This is a genomic window from Gemmatimonadota bacterium, assembly GCA_009838845.1.
GTDB lineage: Bacteria > Latescibacterota > UBA2968 > UBA2968 > UBA2968 > VXRD01.
On the sequence record VXRD01000126.1, the window covers coordinates 64,358 to 83,026 of the forward strand.

19 protein-coding genes are annotated in these 18,669 nt (G+C 51.0%); 18 read left to right on the plus strand and 1 reads right to left on the minus strand.

The features are described 5' to 3' along the window. Window positions 1-250: 250 nt before the first annotated feature. The 9 genes from F4Y39_17730 to F4Y39_17770 all read left to right on the plus strand — a co-directional run bounded on the left by F4Y39_17730 (window position 251) and on the right by F4Y39_17770 (window position 10,096). A complete protein-coding gene (locus F4Y39_17730) occupies window positions 251-931 on the plus strand; it encodes a glycosyltransferase (GenBank protein ID MYC15567.1) in 681 nt (226 codons plus the stop codon). Between the two features lie 52 nt (window positions 932-983). After that, entirely contained in the window at window positions 984-1,952 is a 969-nt protein-coding gene (locus F4Y39_17735; GenBank protein MYC15568.1) for a sugar ABC transporter substrate-binding protein, read from the plus strand. Next, the gene (locus tag F4Y39_17740; protein MYC15569.1) at window positions 1,949-3,139 is read left to right on the plus strand and encodes an ABC transporter permease; all 1,191 of its coding nucleotides are present in this window, start codon (window positions 1,949-1,951) and stop codon (window positions 3,137-3,139) included. The genes F4Y39_17735 and F4Y39_17740 overlap by 4 nt, the downstream gene beginning before the upstream one ends. Continuing rightward, complete coding sequence (locus F4Y39_17745; protein MYC15570.1) at window positions 3,136-3,897, plus strand: sugar ABC transporter ATP-binding protein; 762 nt, start codon at window positions 3,136-3,138, stop codon at window positions 3,895-3,897. Before F4Y39_17740 ends, F4Y39_17745 begins: the two co-directional genes overlap by 4 nt. A gap of 114 nt (window positions 3,898-4,011) precedes the next feature. Then, a complete protein-coding gene (locus tag F4Y39_17750; protein ID MYC15571.1) occupies window positions 4,012-5,394 on the plus strand; it encodes an MATE family efflux transporter in 1,383 nt (460 codons plus the stop codon). A gap of 108 nt (window positions 5,395-5,502) precedes the next feature. Beyond that, window positions 5,503-6,762, plus strand: coding sequence for a TolC family protein (locus F4Y39_17755; protein ID MYC15572.1), 1,260 nt, complete (start codon window positions 5,503-5,505; stop codon window positions 6,760-6,762). 166 nt (window positions 6,763-6,928) lie between these two features. After that, window positions 6,929-8,119: a hypothetical protein gene (locus F4Y39_17760; protein MYC15573.1), complete on the plus strand. Its 1,191-nt coding sequence runs from the start codon at window positions 6,929-6,931 to the stop codon at window positions 8,117-8,119. A 139-nt stretch (window positions 8,120-8,258) separates the two neighbouring features. Continuing rightward, window positions 8,259-9,011 (plus strand): hypothetical protein, encoded by a 753-nt coding sequence (locus F4Y39_17765; protein MYC15574.1) that lies wholly within the window; start codon window positions 8,259-8,261, stop codon window positions 9,009-9,011. A 77-nt stretch (window positions 9,012-9,088) separates the two neighbouring features. After that, window positions 9,089-10,096: a Gfo/Idh/MocA family oxidoreductase gene (locus F4Y39_17770; GenBank protein ID MYC15575.1), complete on the plus strand. Its 1,008-nt coding sequence runs from the start codon at window positions 9,089-9,091 to the stop codon at window positions 10,094-10,096. 13 nt (window positions 10,097-10,109) lie between these two features. Here the strand turns inward: F4Y39_17770 and F4Y39_17775 are convergent, their stop codons facing one another. Next, the gene (locus tag F4Y39_17775; protein MYC15576.1) at window positions 10,110-11,363 is read right to left on the minus strand and encodes an amidohydrolase/deacetylase family metallohydrolase; all 1,254 of its coding nucleotides are present in this window, start codon (window positions 11,361-11,363) and stop codon (window positions 10,110-10,112) included. A 193-nt stretch (window positions 11,364-11,556) separates the two neighbouring features. On the opposite strand from F4Y39_17775, the gene F4Y39_17780 reads away from it, so the two are divergent. The 9 genes from F4Y39_17780 to F4Y39_17820 all read left to right on the plus strand — a co-directional run bounded on the left by F4Y39_17780 (window position 11,557) and on the right by F4Y39_17820 (window position 18,661). Continuing rightward, the gene (locus F4Y39_17780; GenBank protein MYC15577.1) at window positions 11,557-12,312 is read left to right on the plus strand and encodes a glutaminyl-peptide cyclotransferase; all 756 of its coding nucleotides are present in this window, start codon (window positions 11,557-11,559) and stop codon (window positions 12,310-12,312) included. A 109-nt stretch (window positions 12,313-12,421) separates the two neighbouring features. Further along, window positions 12,422-14,407 carry a hypothetical protein gene (locus tag F4Y39_17785; GenBank protein ID MYC15578.1) on the plus strand — a complete coding sequence of 662 codons (1,986 nt, stop codon included), beginning with the start codon at window positions 12,422-12,424 and terminating at the stop codon, window positions 14,405-14,407. Window positions 14,408-14,426: 19 nt separating this feature from the next. Then, entirely contained in the window at window positions 14,427-15,173 is a 747-nt protein-coding gene (locus F4Y39_17790) for a hypothetical protein (GenBank protein ID MYC15579.1), read from the plus strand. Between the two features lie 55 nt (window positions 15,174-15,228). Further along, a complete protein-coding gene (locus F4Y39_17795) occupies window positions 15,229-16,341 on the plus strand; it encodes an amidohydrolase family protein (protein ID MYC15580.1) in 1,113 nt (370 codons plus the stop codon). Beyond that, the gene (locus tag F4Y39_17800; GenBank protein ID MYC15581.1) at window positions 16,341-16,715 is read left to right on the plus strand and encodes a Rieske (2Fe-2S) protein; all 375 of its coding nucleotides are present in this window, start codon (window positions 16,341-16,343) and stop codon (window positions 16,713-16,715) included. Before F4Y39_17795 ends, F4Y39_17800 begins: the two co-directional genes overlap by 1 nt. Window positions 16,716-16,726: 11 nt before the next feature. Next, window positions 16,727-17,539: a sugar phosphate isomerase/epimerase gene (locus tag F4Y39_17805; GenBank protein MYC15582.1), complete on the plus strand. Its 813-nt coding sequence runs from the start codon at window positions 16,727-16,729 to the stop codon at window positions 17,537-17,539. An 8-nt stretch (window positions 17,540-17,547) separates the two neighbouring features. Then, entirely contained in the window at window positions 17,548-17,943 is a 396-nt protein-coding gene (gene speD / locus F4Y39_17810; protein MYC15583.1) for an adenosylmethionine decarboxylase, read from the plus strand. Window positions 17,944-18,086: 143 nt separating this feature from the next. Beyond that, a complete protein-coding gene (locus tag F4Y39_17815) occupies window positions 18,087-18,338 on the plus strand; it encodes a hypothetical protein (protein MYC15584.1) in 252 nt (83 codons plus the stop codon). 17 nt (window positions 18,339-18,355) lie between these two features. After that, window positions 18,356-18,661, plus strand: coding sequence for a cupin domain-containing protein (locus tag F4Y39_17820; GenBank protein MYC15585.1), 306 nt, complete (start codon window positions 18,356-18,358; stop codon window positions 18,659-18,661). The last annotated feature ends 8 nt before the right edge of the window (window positions 18,662-18,669 follow it).

The window sequence follows — 18,669 nt, forward strand, 5'->3', positions numbered from 1 at the left end:
CATTTATCATACAAAAATTTGATGTCTTGGTAAACAGTCAGTTGTAGTCCTATCTCCAGCCCTCGTTGTTTTCTTTTTGTATCTTACGTCTTATAGCAATCGTCACGCCGGCAGGCTTTAAGCCGGCGTCCAGCCTCTGGACTATGCATAGTTAAAAGCTTCCTGGATCGCGGCTAAAGCATGTCCCTGCATGATTTAAGCAGGGAGCATACCGCGATGACGAACAAAACCACTGGATCACTTCTCACTCATGACATCCCTAATCGTTTTTGTCAAAAATCCACTTCCCGGAGCGGTCAAGACCCGCTTGCAGACGCGCTATACACCCGATCAGGTTGCAGCTCTGTACACTGCGTTTGTGCGCGATGTGCTGGCTCGGGCAGAGAGTATTGATGTCGATAGACGGGTGATCGCTTTTGACCCTCCCGATGCAGAGTCCGAGGTTCGCGTGCTTTTTGATGGGGGGGTGAAGGCTCTATGGGAGTACGTTCCCCAGGTGCAGGATGATCTCGGTGCGCGTATGCGAGAAGCACTGGTTCAACAACTCGACGCTGGTGCATCAGCAGCCGTTCTCATTGGTACGGATATCCCTTCTCTGCCAGCCCATCATATTACACAGGCATTCGATCTGCTGCACACAAAGGATGTTGTTTTAGGTCCGAGTACAGATGGTGGATACTATCTCGTTGGTGTTTCAAAATCTACGCCGGAAATTTTTGAGGATGTGGCATGGAGTACACCCAGTGTTCTGGCGCAGACTATTGACCGCGTTCAGCGCGCGGGGAATACGCTCGGTCTCGTTCCCCCCTGGTTTGATGTCGATACCCCCGATGAACTCGATTTTCTTCTCGCCCATGCGCGCGCTACAATACTCGCTACGGGCATAGATCCCTTACCGTACACGCATGCCTGTTTGTCGAACTTGACTTGATCTTTTTGGGCGCGTATCTTGCGAAGTCATCATTTCGAGATAGGAGTTCTCAATGGTTATTCGCTATGTTCTCGCGCTTTTCTTTATCTTTTTTTGCCTGCATCCCGCAATCGCTCAGGAACGCTACAAATTTGCTTTTGTCACGCATGGCGGGCCGGGAAATCCATTCTGGAATGTGGTGATTAAGGGTATGGAAGATGCGGCCAAACGCTATGATGTGGATGTGCAATGGTTGAGCAATCCCACATTTTCAATTGCGGATATGCCCAATTTTCTCGATGACGCTATTGCAAATAAGGTCAACGGCATTGGCATTACGTGTCCGGATCCCGAAGCTATCCGGGAGAGCGTTGTGCGCGCACACGCGGCGGGTATTCCCATTATTGTGCTCAATACGGCAGATTCCAACGCGGGGGGAGATCATGCATTGCCCACGCAATTTTATGTGGGTGCCAGCGAGTATCTCGGCGGTCAATCCAATGCAAGAGCTATTCTCGCCGAGGCGGAAAAGCGCGGGATAGCGGTTCAGCGCGCGGTATGTCCTATTCAGGAACTCGGGCATAGTGGTCTCGAAGCGCGGTTTGCTGGTTTTTCGAGCATTTTTGGGGAAAGGGGCATTGTCGTCGATGGTTTGACCATATCTAACGATGTCGAGCAGTCCGCGGGCTTGTTGCGCGACTATTTTCTCGGACATCCCGAGACCAATGCCATCGCTACCCTGGGACCACTGCCAGCAGATGCTTTTTATCTTTTTTTGGAGGAAGAGGGAAAAAAAGCTGGCGAAATTTTGCATGTTACCCACGATACGAGTACGTCCATATTTGAGCATATTCGGAGGGGATATACGGTTCAGGCTGTCGATCAACAGCCCTATTTGCAGGGTTATTTGACTGTTTCTTTTTTGTATTTGAATAATGCCTATGGTCTTACTCTCGCACAGGATGTGCTCACAGGCCCGTTCGCCATTAATGCATCAAATGTTGACCGCATTGCCAGATTAGTGACCGCAGGTTATAGATAGGATTTCTGTTGAAGCCTTATGACGCCATTCGCACCCGCCTTGCGCGCTCTCCAGAAGCTGGCGCTGCAGCGGGTTTTTCCGTTATATTTTTGGTTTTTGCACTCGCCGCGCCAGATACATTTCTCTCCCATAGCGCGATTTCATCCATTCTCAACAGTCAGGCCGTTCCGGGCATCCTCGCTATTGGTATTACGCTTTTGATGATTTCTGGAGAGTTTGACCTTTCAGTTGGTTCTATTCTGGGGGTGTCTTCTCTCGCATTTCTCTATGCAACCGTAAATGGTGTACCTGTTTTACTCGCGGCAGCCATTGGATTAATTGTCGGCTGTTTGCTCGGTCTGATCAATGGGTTGCTTCTCATATCCACGGGCATTCCATCGTTTATTATTACGTTGGGGACGATGCTCGCGTATCGCGCCATTCCTCTTACGGCTATTTCTGGTGGGCGCATTATACGATATGCCGACTATTCGCGCGAGTCTCCAATTCTCGAAGTGCCCGGTCTGGTAGTTTTTATTTTGACGCTCACACTTTTTTTTATTGTTCTGTGGATAGCGCGGGATATCTGGCGGGCGAGAAATCAATCCGCAAAGTCCAGGATTCTGGTTGCTGTTGCGCTTCTTTTTGTCGCTTATCTCGCCATTGAGGCACTTATACCCCATCCTTTGATGCCGGTTAAAATTGATTTTTTTTACGCGCTCAACGGACGCATTGAACCGGGGAACTACCGCACTGGCATTCTGTGGTGGATAGGACTGACCGCGGCTTTTGCGATTATCTTGAGTCAATCTCGTTTTGGCAACGCTGTTTTTGCCACGGGGGGCAATGCCCAGGCGGCGCGTTTGCAGGGTATTCGTATCGATCGCGTGCGCGTGACCAATTTTGTCATTTCGGGATTTCTCGCCGCGCTTGCGGGTATTATTCAGGTTGCACGCCTCAAAAGCGTCGATCCATTGCGCGGTACGGGGCTGGAACTCGAGGTTATCGCCGCGGTTGTCATTGGTGGTACGCTGCTCACAGGGGGGTATGGCAGTCTGATCGGTTCGGCTATTGGCACTGCGCTGACGGGCATGTTGCGCACGGGGCTTGTTCTTATGCAGGTTCCCTCCAATGCCTTTCGGGGTGCTATTGGTGCTATTATGATTGCGGCTGTTGTGATTAATAATTTTGTGCGGAAAGAACGCTGAGGCTACATGTGGCTTTGCTCGAACTCAAAAATATCGGTCGTCGCTTTGGGCATATTGTCGCGCTGAAAGGCATTGATTTCACGCTTGAGGATGGCGAAGTTCTCGCGCTTTTAGGCGATAATGGAGCGGGTAAATCTACGCTGATTAAGGTGATTACGGGTGTTTATCCGCCGAGCGAAGGCGATATGTATTTTGGGGATGAAGTCATTCGATTCGACTCGCCGCAGGATGCCCGAGATCTGGGTATTGAGACCGTTTATCAGGACCTCGCGCTCGTGCCGAGTATGAGCATTGCGCGCAATTTTTATCTGGGGAGAGAACTCGTCAAGCGGGTCGGTCCGTTTGCGCTTTTCGACCAGGCAGCGATGGATGCAGGTGCGGCCGCAGCGCTGGGTGAGATAGGTATTCACATTCGCAACGCGAGTGAATCCGTTGCCCGTCTTTCCGGTGGCGAGCGACAATCGATTGCCATAGCCCGCGCTCTTCACTTTGGGTCTCGCGTGCTCATTCTCGATGAGCCGACTTCTGCCCTTTCTGTTGGCGAAACGCGCAAGGTGCTCGGCTATATTGCGGCTGCTAAAGAAAAAGGTATAGGTGTTATTTTTATTACGCATAATATTACCCATGTGTTTGAGGTTGCTGACCGGGCAACTATTCTCAGCCACGGCGAAAAGGTCGGCGATTTTTCGATCTGTGATGTCACGCAGGACGATGTCGCGGCTATGGTGATGGGACAGGGTATTCCTGAACATCTTTAGACGAATAGACGAGAAAAGCGCGAATAGACGAATAGACGAATCCCACCCAACCACCCCAAATCACTACGAGCTTCGATTCGTTGATTCGTTGATTCGTTGATTCGCATTTATTCCATGTCCAAACCACTCGAAACGACAATAGAATCCACCGAGCGTAAAGTCGATTTTTCGCTTACCGGAAAGATTTTCGGAATGACCATCCCGGTTGCTCTGGGAGGCCAGATCGAGAGTGTTGTACTCATGGTTCAACTCATTTTTATCGGGACGCTCGGTCCTGCCGCCCTTTCGGCGGTGGGTATTGCTCAGGTGTTTACGCGCGTTCTTTTTACGGCGATGATGTCCATTTCGAGAGGCGCGCTCACGATGGTCGCACAGGCGATTGGCGCAGATTCTATGCGCGAAGCCAGCGCATCGGCGAAGCAGGCGTTTTCCCTGCTTTTTTTCTTTAGTATCGCTTTTGGTCTGGGCAGTTTGGCTCTTTCGCCTTTTTTGATTCCGATGATGACCTCTGATTCCGAGGTGGCGGCGCTGGGTACGCCGTATTTACAGGTTTTCTTTTTGGGCGTTCCCTTTATGACGCTGAATCGCGCGATTGCGAGTTGCTTTCAAGGTGCTGGGGATACGCGCACGCCTTTTTATCTGAGTTTGATCAGTAGTAGCATTCAAATTGTCATGTGTTATCTCCTCATTTTTGGTCACTGGGGTTTGCCGGAGATGGGCGTTGTAGGGGCTGCTGTGGGCGGTCTTTTGGGGCGCAGTGCGGCAACTTTGATTGGGCTTGGGTGTCTTTATAGCGGGCGTTTTGCGCTCACGCTTTTGCCCGATACATCCTATCGGTTTAACTGGGGCGTTGCGCGCCGCATTCTCAAAATTGGCGTGCCTTCTGGTCTGCAAGGCATTTTGCGCAATGGCTCAGGTGTGGTTTATCTCAAACTCATTGCCATGTCCACATTATCCACAACCGCGGTTGCAGCGTATGCGATTGGGAGTCAATTGGAACATATTTTGCGGCGAACCGGGCTGTCTTTTGGCACGGTTTCGACGGCTATGGTGGGGCAGCATTTGGGGGCGAAAGATCCCGCAGGTGCAGAGCGCCACGGTTGGACTATTCTCTTTATTTCTGTTGTGACCAATATTGCCCTGTCGCTGCCCGCCGTGGTGTTTGCTGGCGTTTTTATGTCGGTATTTACGGATGCACAAGAGGTGATCAGTACCGGTGTCATCTATCTTTACGCGATGGTTATTGCCGAACCATTTTTGTGTGCCTCCAATACGAGTAGCGGCAGTCTCAGAGGTGCTGGCGATACGATGCCTCCGATGTATTATACTCTGATTGCCCAGTGGCTCGTTCGCCTGCCCGTCGCTTATGTTCTGGGGTTTACGCTTGGGTTTGATATTTATGGTATCTGGGCCGCGCTTATTGTTTACAGTATTGTACAGGGTGTACTTACTGTTCGCAAGTTTGCCCAGGGCCATTGGAAAAAGCACCAAATTTAATCGTTTATAGACAATTGGTTGGTTTGGCTCTATATTTTCGCGATAAAATTTTCCAGATTACTTTTGATTCGCAGGGGATTTTCATTGTCACCATCAGGAGGATGATTGATGCTCAAACTATGTTATCGACACGCCTTCGTATTGTGTGGCCTGATATTGGTGTCCTGGACGACACTGGTCGCTGAGACAACGGTTCTGGAAAATGCCCGGGCGAGTATCGCGTTAACGCGTTTTGTGCAAGCTGTTGTCGATTCTAATCCTCGTGTGCAGGCAGCACGCGCGGGTTTAGAAGCGAGTAGTGCGCTTAGGGATGCCGCGTCGCGCCCCCTCTACAATCCCGAATTGTCGTTGGATGCTGAGAATGCACAAGCCAGAATACGCACACTATCGATTAGTCAGACACTGGACTGGGGCGGCAAACGCAAGGCGCGTACCGCAGTGGCGGAGTTAGACCGCCTCGTTGCCGAGGCGGAGTACTTGGATGCCCGATGGGCGGTTGCGGTAGATTTGCTCAATGGTCTCGTGCAATACCAGATTGGCATTGAACGCAATCGCCTGGCCCAGACGCGCCAGCAGTTGATGGAGGAGTTTGCGGCGTTGGCGCAACGTCAGTTTGCGGCTGGTGAGTTAGACCAGGTGGCACTCGGTCAGGCCATCCTTTCCCTGACCGAGGTGCGTATTCAAAAAGCAATGGTGGCCGCCGATCTGGCCGAAGCGCGACAAGCGGTGTACAGCCTTGGGCCGCGAATACCCGAGGCGCAGTGGCCCTCTCTTCCCGAAAAACTACCAGAGATACCTGAGCAAAGTGCTGATTCGCAGGCCCTGGTGCAGGCATTACCCGGGGTTGCAGCCGCACGGCATCGGGTCAATATGGCTGATGCTGTGGTGGGATTGCAACGACGCGAACGTCGCCCAGACCCGACACTGAGTCTCACTGGTGGGTACGAAGATGGTGAAAGGTTGATCGGTTTGGGTCTGTCTATTCCGCTTCCGATCCGGAACCGCTTTGCACATGAAGTTACCGCAGCCATGGCAGAGCGCGTCCAGGCGCAACAACTCGCCGATGACGCAGTGCAGATGGCACACGCTTCCCTGACCAGTGCGGCAGCGCGCTACGAGTTATCGCGCTCTGCCTGGGATGAGTGGGAACATACAGGGCGGAAGAGCCTGGACCGACAAAGCGAGCAACTGCGCCGACTCTGGCAGGCTGGGGATCTCAGTACGGCCGATTATTTGAGTCAATTGGGAGAGACCCTGGATGTACAGGAAAGTGCCCTTGATCTGCGCGGGCAGGTCTGGCAGGCCTGGTTCCAGTGGCTTCTCGCAGCGGGTCAGGTGGATGTCTGGCTCGGTCTTACATGTGAATGAGTTAGAAGTTAAAAAAACTGTAAATACAAATGGAAATGATAAAGGCCAACAACCGCCCGGGTTGATGGCCAGCACGTCATCTGTCTGGCAGAGAGGGTGAGGTCAATTGGTTTTAAAAGTTCTCCAGGTATTGACCAGTTTTCTTGATTTTCTCTGGTTATCGTTTTTGTTGTTAGCGCCTATGCTAATCCTCGGGCTATTTCTTTCTGGCCTGATTCACGTATTTATCTCGCGTGAGGCCATTTTGCGGTGGTTGCGTGAGGATAGCTTGAAATCCGTAAGCACAAGTGCTGCCGTCGGCGTGCCGGTGCCGCTTTGCAGTTGCTCGGTTGTGCCAGTAGTTGCCGAGATGCGCAATAAGGGTGCGTCCCGTTCGTCCTGTATGTCTTTTCTGATCACGGCGCCGGAAACAGGTGCGGATTCGATTCTGGTCACGAACGCATTTTTTGGATTTATTGTCGCTATTGTCAGGCCCATCATCAGTTTTATTACCGCTGTCGTCGCCGGTACTTTTTGTATTGGTCTCATACGAGGTGATCGCGACGAGACTGAGAGGAGCGATCGCAGTCGTGACCGTGGTCAAGACTGCGATCATGAATGTGACCACGACCATGGGCACGAACCTCTGGTGTCTGGAAGTGATGATTGCTACGTTAGTCCCTCACAATTGAAGACGTTATTTTTTGGCTGGGTGAGGATGAGCAATCACCACAAACGCGATATGGTTCGGTCCAACGACAAACAAATTTCTGCGGACGATTTGACTTTTAAAAAAGTCGTCAGGCATATTTTTCGCTATGGCTTTGTCGAAATAGCGGACGATATTCTGTTTGCGTTGATCGTGGGCATCGCGCTGGGAGGCGTGATCTATCTGGCGATTCCGAGCGATCTGATGTCAAATGCGTATGCGCGCTGGTTGTCCTACCCAGTTATGGTGCTGGTTGGGGTACCTCTCTATATCTGTGCGTCCGCGAGCACTCCGATAGCCGCCGCGCTGGTCGCCAAGGGGTTTAGCCCTGGCGCGGCGATGATTTTTCTCATGACTGGGCCAGCGACCAATACGGGCACTATCGCGATTATTGTCAGCCAGTTCGGCACGCGCTTTGCCTCTATCTATGTGTCATCGGTGATCGCAGTTACTGTCGTGCTGGGCATTGCAGTTGATATTCTGCTTCTCGCCATCGGCGTGACGATTCCCGTGTACCTTGGTCCCTCGGAGTCAGAGACCATTCAACTCATCCAATGGGGCAGTGCTTTTGCCATGATCGCCCTGATTGTTTGGCGATTCCGCGCAGGTGCTTTTAAGAGTGGCTATGAGGATATGTTGTTCAATGTCCGCCCTCTGTTCAAACTGTGATATCTATAATCAATCCAGATCATTTGAGTTTTTGGTTTAAATCACTGCGGATTCGAATTTGCTACCTCTTTTTATAGGATACTCTATCGCTATCATTGCCGCGTCTTTGCTCGGCGGATATTTGCCAGCAAAGGTTACCATGACGCATACGCGCATCCAGACGGTGATGAGTTTTGTTGCGGGTTTCATTCTGGGGATTGCCCTGTATCATCTCGTGCCACACGGTCTGGTATGGATTCCCGGGCCAGGTGCTGTCGAAAAAGCCATGGGATTGATGGTGTTTGGCATCGTACTGATGGTTCTGTTGCTGCGTATCTTTCACTTTCACCAGCACGATTTCAGCGATGAGGCAGGTGATTTTCTCCACGAGCATACCAGTCCCGAAAGCAGGGTGATCGGCATTGCTCTGGGGCTGGGTCTGCATACGGTGACCGAGGGCATCGCTTTGGGCACCAGCATCCGGGTTGGTGAACTGCATGAAGGCGAAGCCGGTTTAGCAGGACTCGGAGTGTTTCTTGCGATTCTTTTCCACAAGCCACTCGACGCGTTCTCTATTATCGGTTTGTTGCAGGCCGCGGGTCATAGCCTCCGTGCTCGTATAGCAGTTAATATCGGATTCGCCCTGCTCTGTCCGGTGGTGGCTTTACTGACTTTTTGGGGGATTGGTCTTTTGGGGCATTGGGAGGAACAGGTGATCGGGTATGTGCTGGTCTTTGCAGCCGGCGCGTTTCTGTGTATTTCCCTGAGCGATCTGCTACCGGAAATCCATTTTCACAGTCACGACCGAGTCAAGCTCACTGTGTGCTTTCTCGTAGGGATCGCTCTCGCGTATGGGCTGTATTTTATCGAGTCCGGAGCTATGCACGGGTTGGAGACGCACGAAATGCATTGACGCTGAGGAATGTTAAAAAAAGAAAAGGCGGTCCATTGCGGTGGATCGCCTTTTTGCTAATCCATAAAGGAGACGTTATGGGATCAATAAAGGCAGCAGTAGTGGGGCTTGGGTTGGGCCAGCATTTTGTTCGTGGACTGGTTGGGCATCCGGATGTAGATAGGATTGTCCTGGTAGATCTGGACGCCGATCGAGCCGAAATGGTTCAAAGGGAGCACGACAAGGTGGATGCCGTCTATGAGATGATTGAGGTTATGCTCGAAAAGGAGCGTCCTGACGCGGTGTGTGTCGTGACCCCCGACCATCTCCATCGGCCACATTCAACGGCTTGCTTCGAGGCTGGAGCCCATGTGTTGCAGACAAAACCGCTTGCGACGAATCTCGAGGACGCGCGTGCAATTTTGGCCGCGGCGAAGGCGACAGGGAAGAAAGTGATGGTTGCGCACGAGCGCAGGTTCCGGCCACGCTTCAAGCGAATCAAAGCGATTCTCGATGCTGGCGAAGTAGGCGATCTGATCCACCTCCGTATCGATGCGATCCAGGACAAGCGTGGGCAATTTGCGCGTTCGCCGTGGTATGCGTCGGTAGAGGCGGGTCGGAGTGCCTTGAACGGTTCGGGCATTCACGAAGTGGATCTTGCGCGACATTTCGCAGGACGACCTGTGGAGTCTGTCTGTGCTTTCGCCAATCGGCTTGGCAATCTGGAGTTTCCGAGAGACAAAACAACATCCGCCCTGTTCCAGTTTGCAGGTGGCGTTGTGGGTCAGGTTACGGTGACCTATGAGGCGCGCTGGCCGCGTTCGAATTTTCTCGACGATATGTTCCGAGTGGTTGCTTCTGAAGGCATGATTGTGGGACCGCATGTCTATCGCGAAGGGGCAGAGGACTGGGAAGATTTAAGCGGTTTGGACAACAGTACAGCGTCGGGGATCACGGGGGCCGTTTGCGCGTTTGTCGATTCGGTCGTGAACAATGCACCGATCGCGGTGACCGGTGAAGATGCCTTCGATTCGCTCGCGGCGGCATGTGCAGCCGATACATCGGCCGAACGAGGCGAGATGGTGCGCCCAGAAACGCTGGATTGACGTTATCTATCACTTATGCCCGCCACAATCTGGGGACCCTGACGGGTGTTTCAGTTACTGGCCAGTATTCGGGGGGTGCGTCTTCCCAATGGGGTACGGTGCGTGCGTCTCGATCAAAGATGATCTGTCCATTGCGAATTGTGAGCCGACAGATCAGGCGTTGATCTGTGTCTATTCGCGTATAGCCGCAGTCTTGAAATGAGAAGTTTCCGGTTTCGAGGGCCAATACTGCGATGTCCGCTTCTGCTCCTACCGATAGTGTGCCCAATTCCGGGCGTCCGATTGCACGGGCTGGTGTCGCGGTTGATCTGTAAATTACGTCTTCGAGGGCCATGCCCATTGCCAGACATTTTGACATGGTGTCTTGCATGCTGAATACGGTACCGGAGATATTACCCATGTGCAGGTCTGTGCTGATGGAGTCGGGGGCAAATCCATTGGCAATGGCTCGCGCTCCGTTGCGATACCAGAAACTCGCGGCACCGTGCCCCAGGTCAAACCAGATTCCGCGTTCTCTGGCTTCAAACATATACGGCTGGACGTTTCCGCTGTCATCTACTACGGGGAATTGTCGCGCATAGACATGGGTGTGAATATCACCTGGACGGAGTTTTTCGAGGATTAATGCGGGGTAGGATCGTTCGGGCGGACGCGGCCAAAAATCGACCATGACGGGCATGCCACATCCATCGCCCGCTTCTACTGCTTTTTCCACCGATTCCCAGGGGGGGTGCATGTCGTCAAATGGCGCGCTTGTCCAGTAATGTGCTGTTTTGATGCCGACGACTACTTCGCTGTGTTCGAGGGCGGCTCGCGCAGCGCCATCTACGTCAAAAGTTCGGATATCCTGTTCGGGCGCGCCCATACCGGGTGCAGAAATATTTACGTAAGCCAGTACTCGCGTTTTTGCATGTTCCATGACGGTTTGGCGAAAATGCGCTATTTCCTCACATCCTGCAGTGCCCGTATCTACGCATGTTGTTACGCCAGAATGTGGGAAATGTGCGTCTGGATTCAGGCTTGAACCGAATAGGCCCTCTCCTGGCGCTCGAGTGAAGTAGGCGTGGATGTGAATATCGATCAATCCGGGTGTTACCAGCAGACCAGATACATCTACCACATGGTCTGCTTCTTCTGCGGCGATATCCGCTTCTACTTTTGCAATTTTGCTATCTGCAATTCCCACATCGCATAATCCATTTACCTTATTGGCGGGATCAATCACCCGCCCGCCTTTTAACAGCAGGTCGAATTTACCTTCGGCCATGACTTACCTCCAATTGCGTTTTTCGGATATTCATCTTCTTGAGTATTATGTGCTATAATCTTATATTTAACAAGGACGATGTGAGGTCTGTCGCATTAACTGTCTGAAATTTTTGGGAATTAAGCCATTGATTGCCTATGCCAAAAGATGGGTGCGCGTTTTCTGTATTTGTTGGTGCATATTCTTTTTTACGATGTGCAACCAGACGCCGCCTCTTCCAGGTGCAGATTCAGAAGTAGAGGAATCTGCACTTCCGTCTGTCTATACCTACACTATTGTCAATACCTATTTACACGATCCCAATGCTTTTACCCAGGGTTTGGTTTTTGAAGATGGTTTTTTTTATGAAGGTACCGGAAACTACGGTGCTTCAACCATTCGCAAGATTATGCCTGCCACAGGCGCGGTTTTGGCGCAGAAAAGCATTGCGTCCAATTTTTTTGGCGAGGGTGTCGCGATTTTTGGCGACCGCCTGTATCAACTTACGTGGAAATCGGGTATATGCTTTGTGTACGACAAGAACACATTTGAGTTACAGGTCAAATTTACATATTCTACGGAGGGCTGGGGGCTTACTCACGATGGCGAAAAGCTGATTATGAGCGATGGTACGAATATTATTTATTTTCGGGATCCCAATACATTTAGGGAAATTGGGCGTATCGAAGTGACCGATAGCACGGGTCCTGTTCATTATCTCAACGAGCTTGAATATATCAAGGGACAGATTTTTGCCAATGTCTGGCAAACCGATCGCATTGCCCGCATCGATCCCCAAAGTGGGAGGATTACAGGATGGATCAATCTCACGGGTATTCTCTCTCAAACTGATCGTTTGCACCATCGCGTTGGCGTGCTAAATGGCATTGCCTATGATGCCGCGACTGACCGCATTTTTGTTACGGGTAAGTGGTGGCCCAAATTGTTTGAGATCAAGCTCGTTCAGTAATAGTGAAGGCTGGGGGAGAGAGGAGGAGGGTATGATGTAATCTATTTGACGTGTGTGATTGGGATATAGTTTAAAATAACTTCTAAAATCCAATGAGAGGAAAAAACTAATGCGGAAACTGCGATTTTACACCTGTTCGGCGCAGGTTTTGATATTTGCAAGCCTGTCGATTTTTTTTCTAATTCAACCCCTTCAGAGCGCGTTACAATCAGGCTTCAATCCGGATTTTGATGGAAGCGGTGTTGTCGATTTTCCCGACTTTTTGCAATTTGTAGATAAGTTCGGGTTCAGTCGTGGCGATGAGGCGTATGAATCCAGGTACGATCTGAATGGCGATGGCGAGATTGCTTTTGACGATTTTCTGTTATTTGTCGAGCATTTTGGTAAAGCAGTATTTAGAGACACAGAAGATATTTTGCGTCCAACAGGGGAATTAAAGCCCTGGGATCTTTCATCTATTGTTTCGATTGACGAGGTTCGTAATATGCCTGTGGGCACGCCCGTATTCATGCGGACCGAATTTGCCAATGGACAGCTTGCAGATCTCGAAATGACGTTCATCCAGGTGGTTGATGATTTACTCCCGCCAATGCCTGTTTATATGGTTGAAGCTTCCGATCCTGTTTTGATACAACTCGGGGGAATTGCCCAGGGTATGAGTGGTTCTCCTATTTTCACTGAGCAAGGCACATGGGGTGCTATTGCGTATGGTTTTAATTCACAGGATAGCCCGCCGTATTATTTTTTTGCAACGCCGATAGAATGGGTAATTGGCAATAAGGGCGCGATTCCATTGGCTAAACGCCTAACTACCTGGGAGGGGAATGGTATTAAGCCTCTGACTATTCCCCTGCTGGGCACGGGATTCAATCCGGCATACCAGCTATCTGATTCGCCCTTTCAAGGTGAGTTGACGCCAGCGGGGAGAGCCGCACAAAGTCAGGATAGTTTTGCGGCGGGTAGGCCCCTGGCGGTTGGTTTGATGCTAGGTGAGGTTACGTTCGGTGCTTTGGGGACCATATCATACGTCGATGGCAATCGGATATATGGTTTTGGACATTCGATGGACGATTTGGGTGCGGTCGAACTGCCTATCATAGAAGCAGTGGTGCTCGGTCAAATATCCAATCTAAGAGCGCCGTTTAAGTTTGCAACGCTGAATCCAACGGTGCGGGGGACGCTGACCGAAGACCGTTTGCCCGCGGTTCGCGGTGTGCTTGGCGAGGAGCCAGAATTGATACCTGTCAAGAGCGTATATACGTTTTCTTCGGGGCATGTACTTGAGCTTACGCACAGGTTGGCGGCGGTTGGCCTCGAACCCTTTACGACAGCCGATCTCGTTGCGGAGGCTTTGTTCTGGCCTTTGGTTAGCCGGGTTGAAAATGAGCCGAATCGCAGTGTGCGCGTCAGGACGGATATTTCTTTTGTGGAGACAGATTCAATACTGGCTCGCTCTCGGCTTTATGTAGAGCCAGAAGGACGGCTTTGGTCTTTGGCTGACAATGCCTCTGCTGACCTGAGAAGGATACTCTCGCAACTCATGACAAGGAATGATTACGCCGTGCAGATGCGCGAGGCAGAGATTCATGTTGATATATTCTCCGAATCGCGTTTTGCAAAGATAGTAGGCGTTGCTGCGGATACGGTTGCCAGTGCCGGGAGTACGTTGTCTGTTGCGACTTCGCTGCGCGTGGGGCGGCGTGAGGATCGGGAAATCGAGATGGCATTTAGCCTGCCCGATACGCTTCCCGCGGGTGTTTATGAACTCGAAGTGGGTTCTGTAGCGACATTAGGGCCAGATTCTGCTGGAGACGGTGGCGGTCCTTTTGGATTTTTTGATCCTTTTGGGCGTGATGAAACGCTCGAAGATTTTTTTGTCCGCGTGAATGGAATTGATGAAAATGTTATCTTAAAGACGCGTTTGACATTTGTTATGCCATTTGAGGAAAGCGCGTCGCCTGACAATTTGCCAGACCCCCCACCGCGTGGTCCTCGTGGTATTGAGAACACGACTGCACCCGTTTCTATGGAGAAAGATGTCGATTTATTTTTGGAAGGTTTTGAAACGCTTCAGATACACGTGATGGGGAATTAACAATACTTGGGAGTTACCCATGAAATGGACAGACGAACAACTCGCACAATACGATGAACAGGGTTATCTTTTTATGCCCGGTCTGCTTTCATCAGATGAGGTCGATGCACTCAATGGCGATGTTCCGCTTTTGCTCAGTGGGGAGAACGACGGGTTGCATCGGGAACGCGAACGCGGTGGGGCTGTGCGTCAGGTTTATCTCGCCCATCGGAGTGTTGACGCTTTTCAGGAGCTTATCAGTCATCCGAAAATCCTGCATCCCGTTCGGCAAGTTCTCAAAGACGATGTGTATGTCTGGCACTCGAAACTCAATGTCAAGGATGCTTTTGAAGGCACGGTCTGGCTGTGGCATCAGGACTATGGGTACTGGATGTGGGATGGGGTTGATCCGCGTCTCGTATCCGCTATGGTTTTCCTGGATCGGGCCACGCTCAACAATGGCTGTTTGATGGTGGTATCGGGGTCTCATAAATGGGGGCGCCAGGAGCACTATGCAGACACGGTTACGACGAGCTATAAGCAGTGGTGCATTGATACAGATACTCTGAAAGAAAAAATCTGCGAGGAAGATATTGAGCATATTACGGGAAAGCCGGGCGATGTGCTGTTTTTTGATTGCAATATCGTGCATGGCTCTGGTCACAATATGTCGCCATTGCCACGCAAGACATTTATCATCTCGTACAATGCCATATCCAATAAGCCCCGTGCGGTGGATAATCCCCGACCCGATTGGGTGGTGGCTCGTACGTTTGATATCGTTTGACTTGACATTGAAAAGGAAGTAATCTATTCTCCTGACCATCACATAGGAGGTTGCGATGTCTGCTACTACAACTGCCCCGCGTACCAATGGCAGGGCTAATGCGCTTACAAAAATGACGATTGTAGATTGCGATGTACATCATTCTCCGGACAAGGGTGACGCGCTCTATCCGTATATGCCGCGCCACTTTGTCGAGTATATCAAAGATTTTGGTACGATGATGCCGAGACTCGGATATACCAATATGCCGGGAGGCGGTGCGCGAAAAGATCTGTGGGAAGATCCAAAGGAAAATCCCGCCCATCAGCCACAGGTTTGTATTGAGAAGCATCTCGATGTGTATGATATAGATTACGCGGTTCTCACGGGTGGGCCTTATGCAGCAGCTGTTCACAACAACCCGGATTACGCATCGGCTTATTGCAGTGCGTTTAACGATTGGACAAAAGACCACTGGATCAGTGCCGATCCACGGTTTCGGGCTTCAATCCATATTTGTCCTGTAGATCCGCAACTCGCGGTCAAGGAAATTGACCGTCTGGGTCCCGATCCGGATTTTGTGCAGGTTATGATGCCCGCGGGTGCTCGCATGCCTTTTGGCAACCGCCACTATCATCCCATTTACGAGGCCTGTGAGAGACACGGGTTGTCCGTTTCGGTTCATTTCGGTGCTGAAGGCGCAGGTCTTGCAGCACCGCCCACTGCTGCGGGATATCCCACCTATTATCTCGAGATGCGGATGGCGCGGCCTCAAATTGCACAGGCTCATGTCACCAGTCTCGTTGTGGAAGGCGTGTTTGAGAAATTCCAGAATTTCCACTTTATATTTGTCGAGATGGATACTTTCTGGCTGCCGGGTCTTATGTGGCACCTCGATCTCGATTGGCGCGCGTTGCGCGATTATACGCCGTGGGTCAAACGCCTGCCCAGCGAGTATATTCGCGAGCACATCCGCCTGGGTACGCAACCCATGCCCGATATACCCGGCGGAAAAGAAGATCTGGAGACGTATCTGCGCTGGATGCACGCCGAAGATACCCTTGTTTTTGCCAGTGATTATCCACATTGGGACTGGGATGAACCCGGTCACGTGCTTCGCAATATTGATCGCGATCTAAAGAAGCGTATTATGGGCGAGAATGCTGGCGAAATATTTGGGCTTTTCTGATGTCGAAACACAGGGTAGCGAAAATAGCGGATTTGCCCCCTGGCGAGCGCAAAATTGTGACGATTAATAACCGGGAAATTGGCGTTCTCAATGTGGATGGCAATCTCTATGCTTTGCGCAATATCTGTCCCCACCGCCTGGGTCCGATCTGCAAGGGCCGCGTACGCCCATTGGTCGTTTGGGAGGGCGAAGAGGTGGACGGTGGGCGCTTTACCGATATCGGGCATGAACGCGAAAACGAAATTATCAAGTGTCCCTGGCACAACTGGGAGTTTGAACTGAAGACCGGTAAGTCCATTACAGATGACAATTTGCGCGTGCGTACCTATCGCGTGGAGGCCGAGGGTGATGATGTTGTGCTTTATCTGAGGTGAGATGTGAGGGGATGGATGGGCTGTCTAATGATAACTTTTTTAAGAGATACCTTATGCAACTTACTTTTAGCACCACTGTTTGTCCCGATTTACTTTTGCCCGATGCGCTGAACGTTGCTACAGCAGCGGGTTTTAATCGCATTGAACTTTTTCGCACGTTTTCCGAGAGTTCGCCGGTTCACGTGGATACATCGGTGCGTATGGTGCGGGAGCGTCTGGACAATGCAGGCGTTACGCTCACGGGTCTCAATATTCGCAATATCACGGGACGCAATTCCAGCAAGGACGAACGCGATCTGAGATACAATATGCGCCAGGTCGAATGGGATATCCATCTTTCTCGCGCTCTGCGGCTACAGTGTGCCAATCTCAAAGGCGGTGATCGCACAAACGAAGCACGCGAGGATTTTATTACGGGTATTAATCACGTGCTCGATCGCATCTCTAACTTTACCCTCAACATAGGCAATCACAAGGGGAATTTGTTCGAGAATATCGAAGATTATCAGGGTATTTTGCCCGAGATTCCCGATTGCGCCAAAGTGCTGATGGATACAGGGCATCTGCTGTCGGCAGGTGTCGATGTGCGGGCTTTTGCGGAAGCTTTTGCCGATCGAATTGGCCATGTTCACCTTAGAGATCAGAAGGGTGAAACTCCCGTGCCTTTTGGCGAGGGCGATTTGCCTTTTGTAGATGTTATCGACATTCTCAAGGGCGCGGGTTATGAGGGCGAACTTGTCATTGAACTGGAAAAAGTCACCTGGGGTGAACCCGTCCAGGCCTGTGCTGCTGCACGTAAATATGTCGAAAAAATCCTATCCTGAATGAGCCTATGTCCCATGCACTGAGCAAACATCTGCTCGTCGATCTGTACGGTTGTCCCGCCGATCTGCTCAATGATGTCACTGGGCTTGAAACGGTTATGATTGAAGCCGCCCAACGCGCAGGTGCCACGGTGATCAATAGCATGTTTCATCACTTTTCGCCTTTTGGGGTATCGGGTGTTGTGGTCATTCAGGAGAGCCATCTGACCATCCACACCTGGCCAGAGCAGGGTTTTGCAGCTATTGACCTGTTCACATGTGGCACGCAGACCAAACCGCGGCGTGCTTTGACTCACTTAAAACGCGCACTTCAATCCACACGGATCGAAGTGCGACAATTCAGGCGTGGGCAAGGCGATGCATCGCCTGCAAAGACTGGCTCCAGCCGCAATTTTGGGGGCTGATGGTGATCCGTAACTTGTGAGATTAAAATAGTAAGACGCCCGTCGATTGGTGTACAACTGCGGTAGCCGTTGATCCCGACGGGCGTTTTTTGCATAATTTGACACTTCTATTTTAAGTTCTATATTTATTTTTGGAGGCCCTCATGACAGTAAGCCAGGCCGCTGAAATTCGATCCACGCTCATCGAGATGTTTGAGGCTATTGAAAAAAAAGAAAATATCGCCGAGCATTTGCTCAAACTCGACGATATTCAGCGCAGCCTTGATCGCGATACGCCAGCACAACTCAGACATTTTCTCGAGCGCCGTAGTTATACCAAGGCGCTTGAGTATCTCGATACAGGCACTTTTACCGACGACCCCAACCGCCCCGACTGCGACGACCATCCCCATTAATTTTCAGGAGTTCAGCTATGTCTGTCGAAACCCGCACCGATATCAAGGGCATTTCTCGGTTTTTATTTACCCAAGGTACCGATGCTGACCGTCTGCACTTGCATGTTTCAGAAGTTGGTCCAGGTCAACGCGCCCACCCGCCACACCGACACGATGGTTGGGAGATTTTCTATGTGATCAAGGGCAATGGCGAAGTTCTGTACGGCGACCAAACACATCCGGTCAATACGGGTGAAGCCATGCACCTGGAATGCAGTATTTTGCACGGGATAAAAAATATCGGCGATGGCCCGCTTCAATACGCCGTGATTATTAGAAAATAAGTGAGGAA

Bases quoted from the DNA above. Each gene is read 5' to 3' on its own strand.
- F4Y39_17730 (MYC15567.1), top strand. From the start codon at position 251: ATGACATCCCTAATCGTTTTTGTCAAAAATCCACTTCCCGGAGCGGTC.
- F4Y39_17735 (MYC15568.1), top strand. From the start codon at position 984: ATGGTTATTCGCTATGTTCTCGCGCTTTTCTTTATCTTTTTTTGCCTG.
- F4Y39_17750 (MYC15571.1), top strand. From the start codon at position 4,012: ATGTCCAAACCACTCGAAACGACAATAGAATCCACCGAGCGTAAAGTC.
- F4Y39_17755 (MYC15572.1), top strand. From the start codon at position 5,503: ATGCTCAAACTATGTTATCGACACGCCTTCGTATTGTGTGGCCTGATA.
- F4Y39_17765 (MYC15574.1), top strand. From the start codon at position 8,259: ATGACGCATACGCGCATCCAGACGGTGATGAGTTTTGTTGCGGGTTTC.
- F4Y39_17770 (MYC15575.1), top strand. From the start codon at position 9,089: ATGGGATCAATAAAGGCAGCAGTAGTGGGGCTTGGGTTGGGCCAGCAT.
- F4Y39_17775 (MYC15576.1), bottom strand. From the start codon at position 11,363: ATGGCCGAAGGTAAATTCGACCTGCTGTTAAAAGGCGGGCGGGTGATT.
- F4Y39_17780 (MYC15577.1), top strand. From the start codon at position 11,557: ATGTGCAACCAGACGCCGCCTCTTCCAGGTGCAGATTCAGAAGTAGAG.
- F4Y39_17785 (MYC15578.1), top strand. From the start codon at position 12,422: ATGCGGAAACTGCGATTTTACACCTGTTCGGCGCAGGTTTTGATATTT.
- F4Y39_17790 (MYC15579.1), top strand. From the start codon at position 14,427: ATGAAATGGACAGACGAACAACTCGCACAATACGATGAACAGGGTTAT.
- F4Y39_17795 (MYC15580.1), top strand. From the start codon at position 15,229: ATGTCTGCTACTACAACTGCCCCGCGTACCAATGGCAGGGCTAATGCG.
- F4Y39_17800 (MYC15581.1), top strand. From the start codon at position 16,341: ATGTCGAAACACAGGGTAGCGAAAATAGCGGATTTGCCCCCTGGCGAG.
- F4Y39_17805 (MYC15582.1), top strand. From the start codon at position 16,727: ATGGATGGGCTGTCTAATGATAACTTTTTTAAGAGATACCTTATGCAA.
- speD (MYC15583.1), top strand. From the start codon at position 17,548: ATGTCCCATGCACTGAGCAAACATCTGCTCGTCGATCTGTACGGTTGT.
- F4Y39_17815 (MYC15584.1), top strand. From the start codon at position 18,087: ATGACAGTAAGCCAGGCCGCTGAAATTCGATCCACGCTCATCGAGATG.
- F4Y39_17820 (MYC15585.1), top strand. From the start codon at position 18,356: ATGTCTGTCGAAACCCGCACCGATATCAAGGGCATTTCTCGGTTTTTA.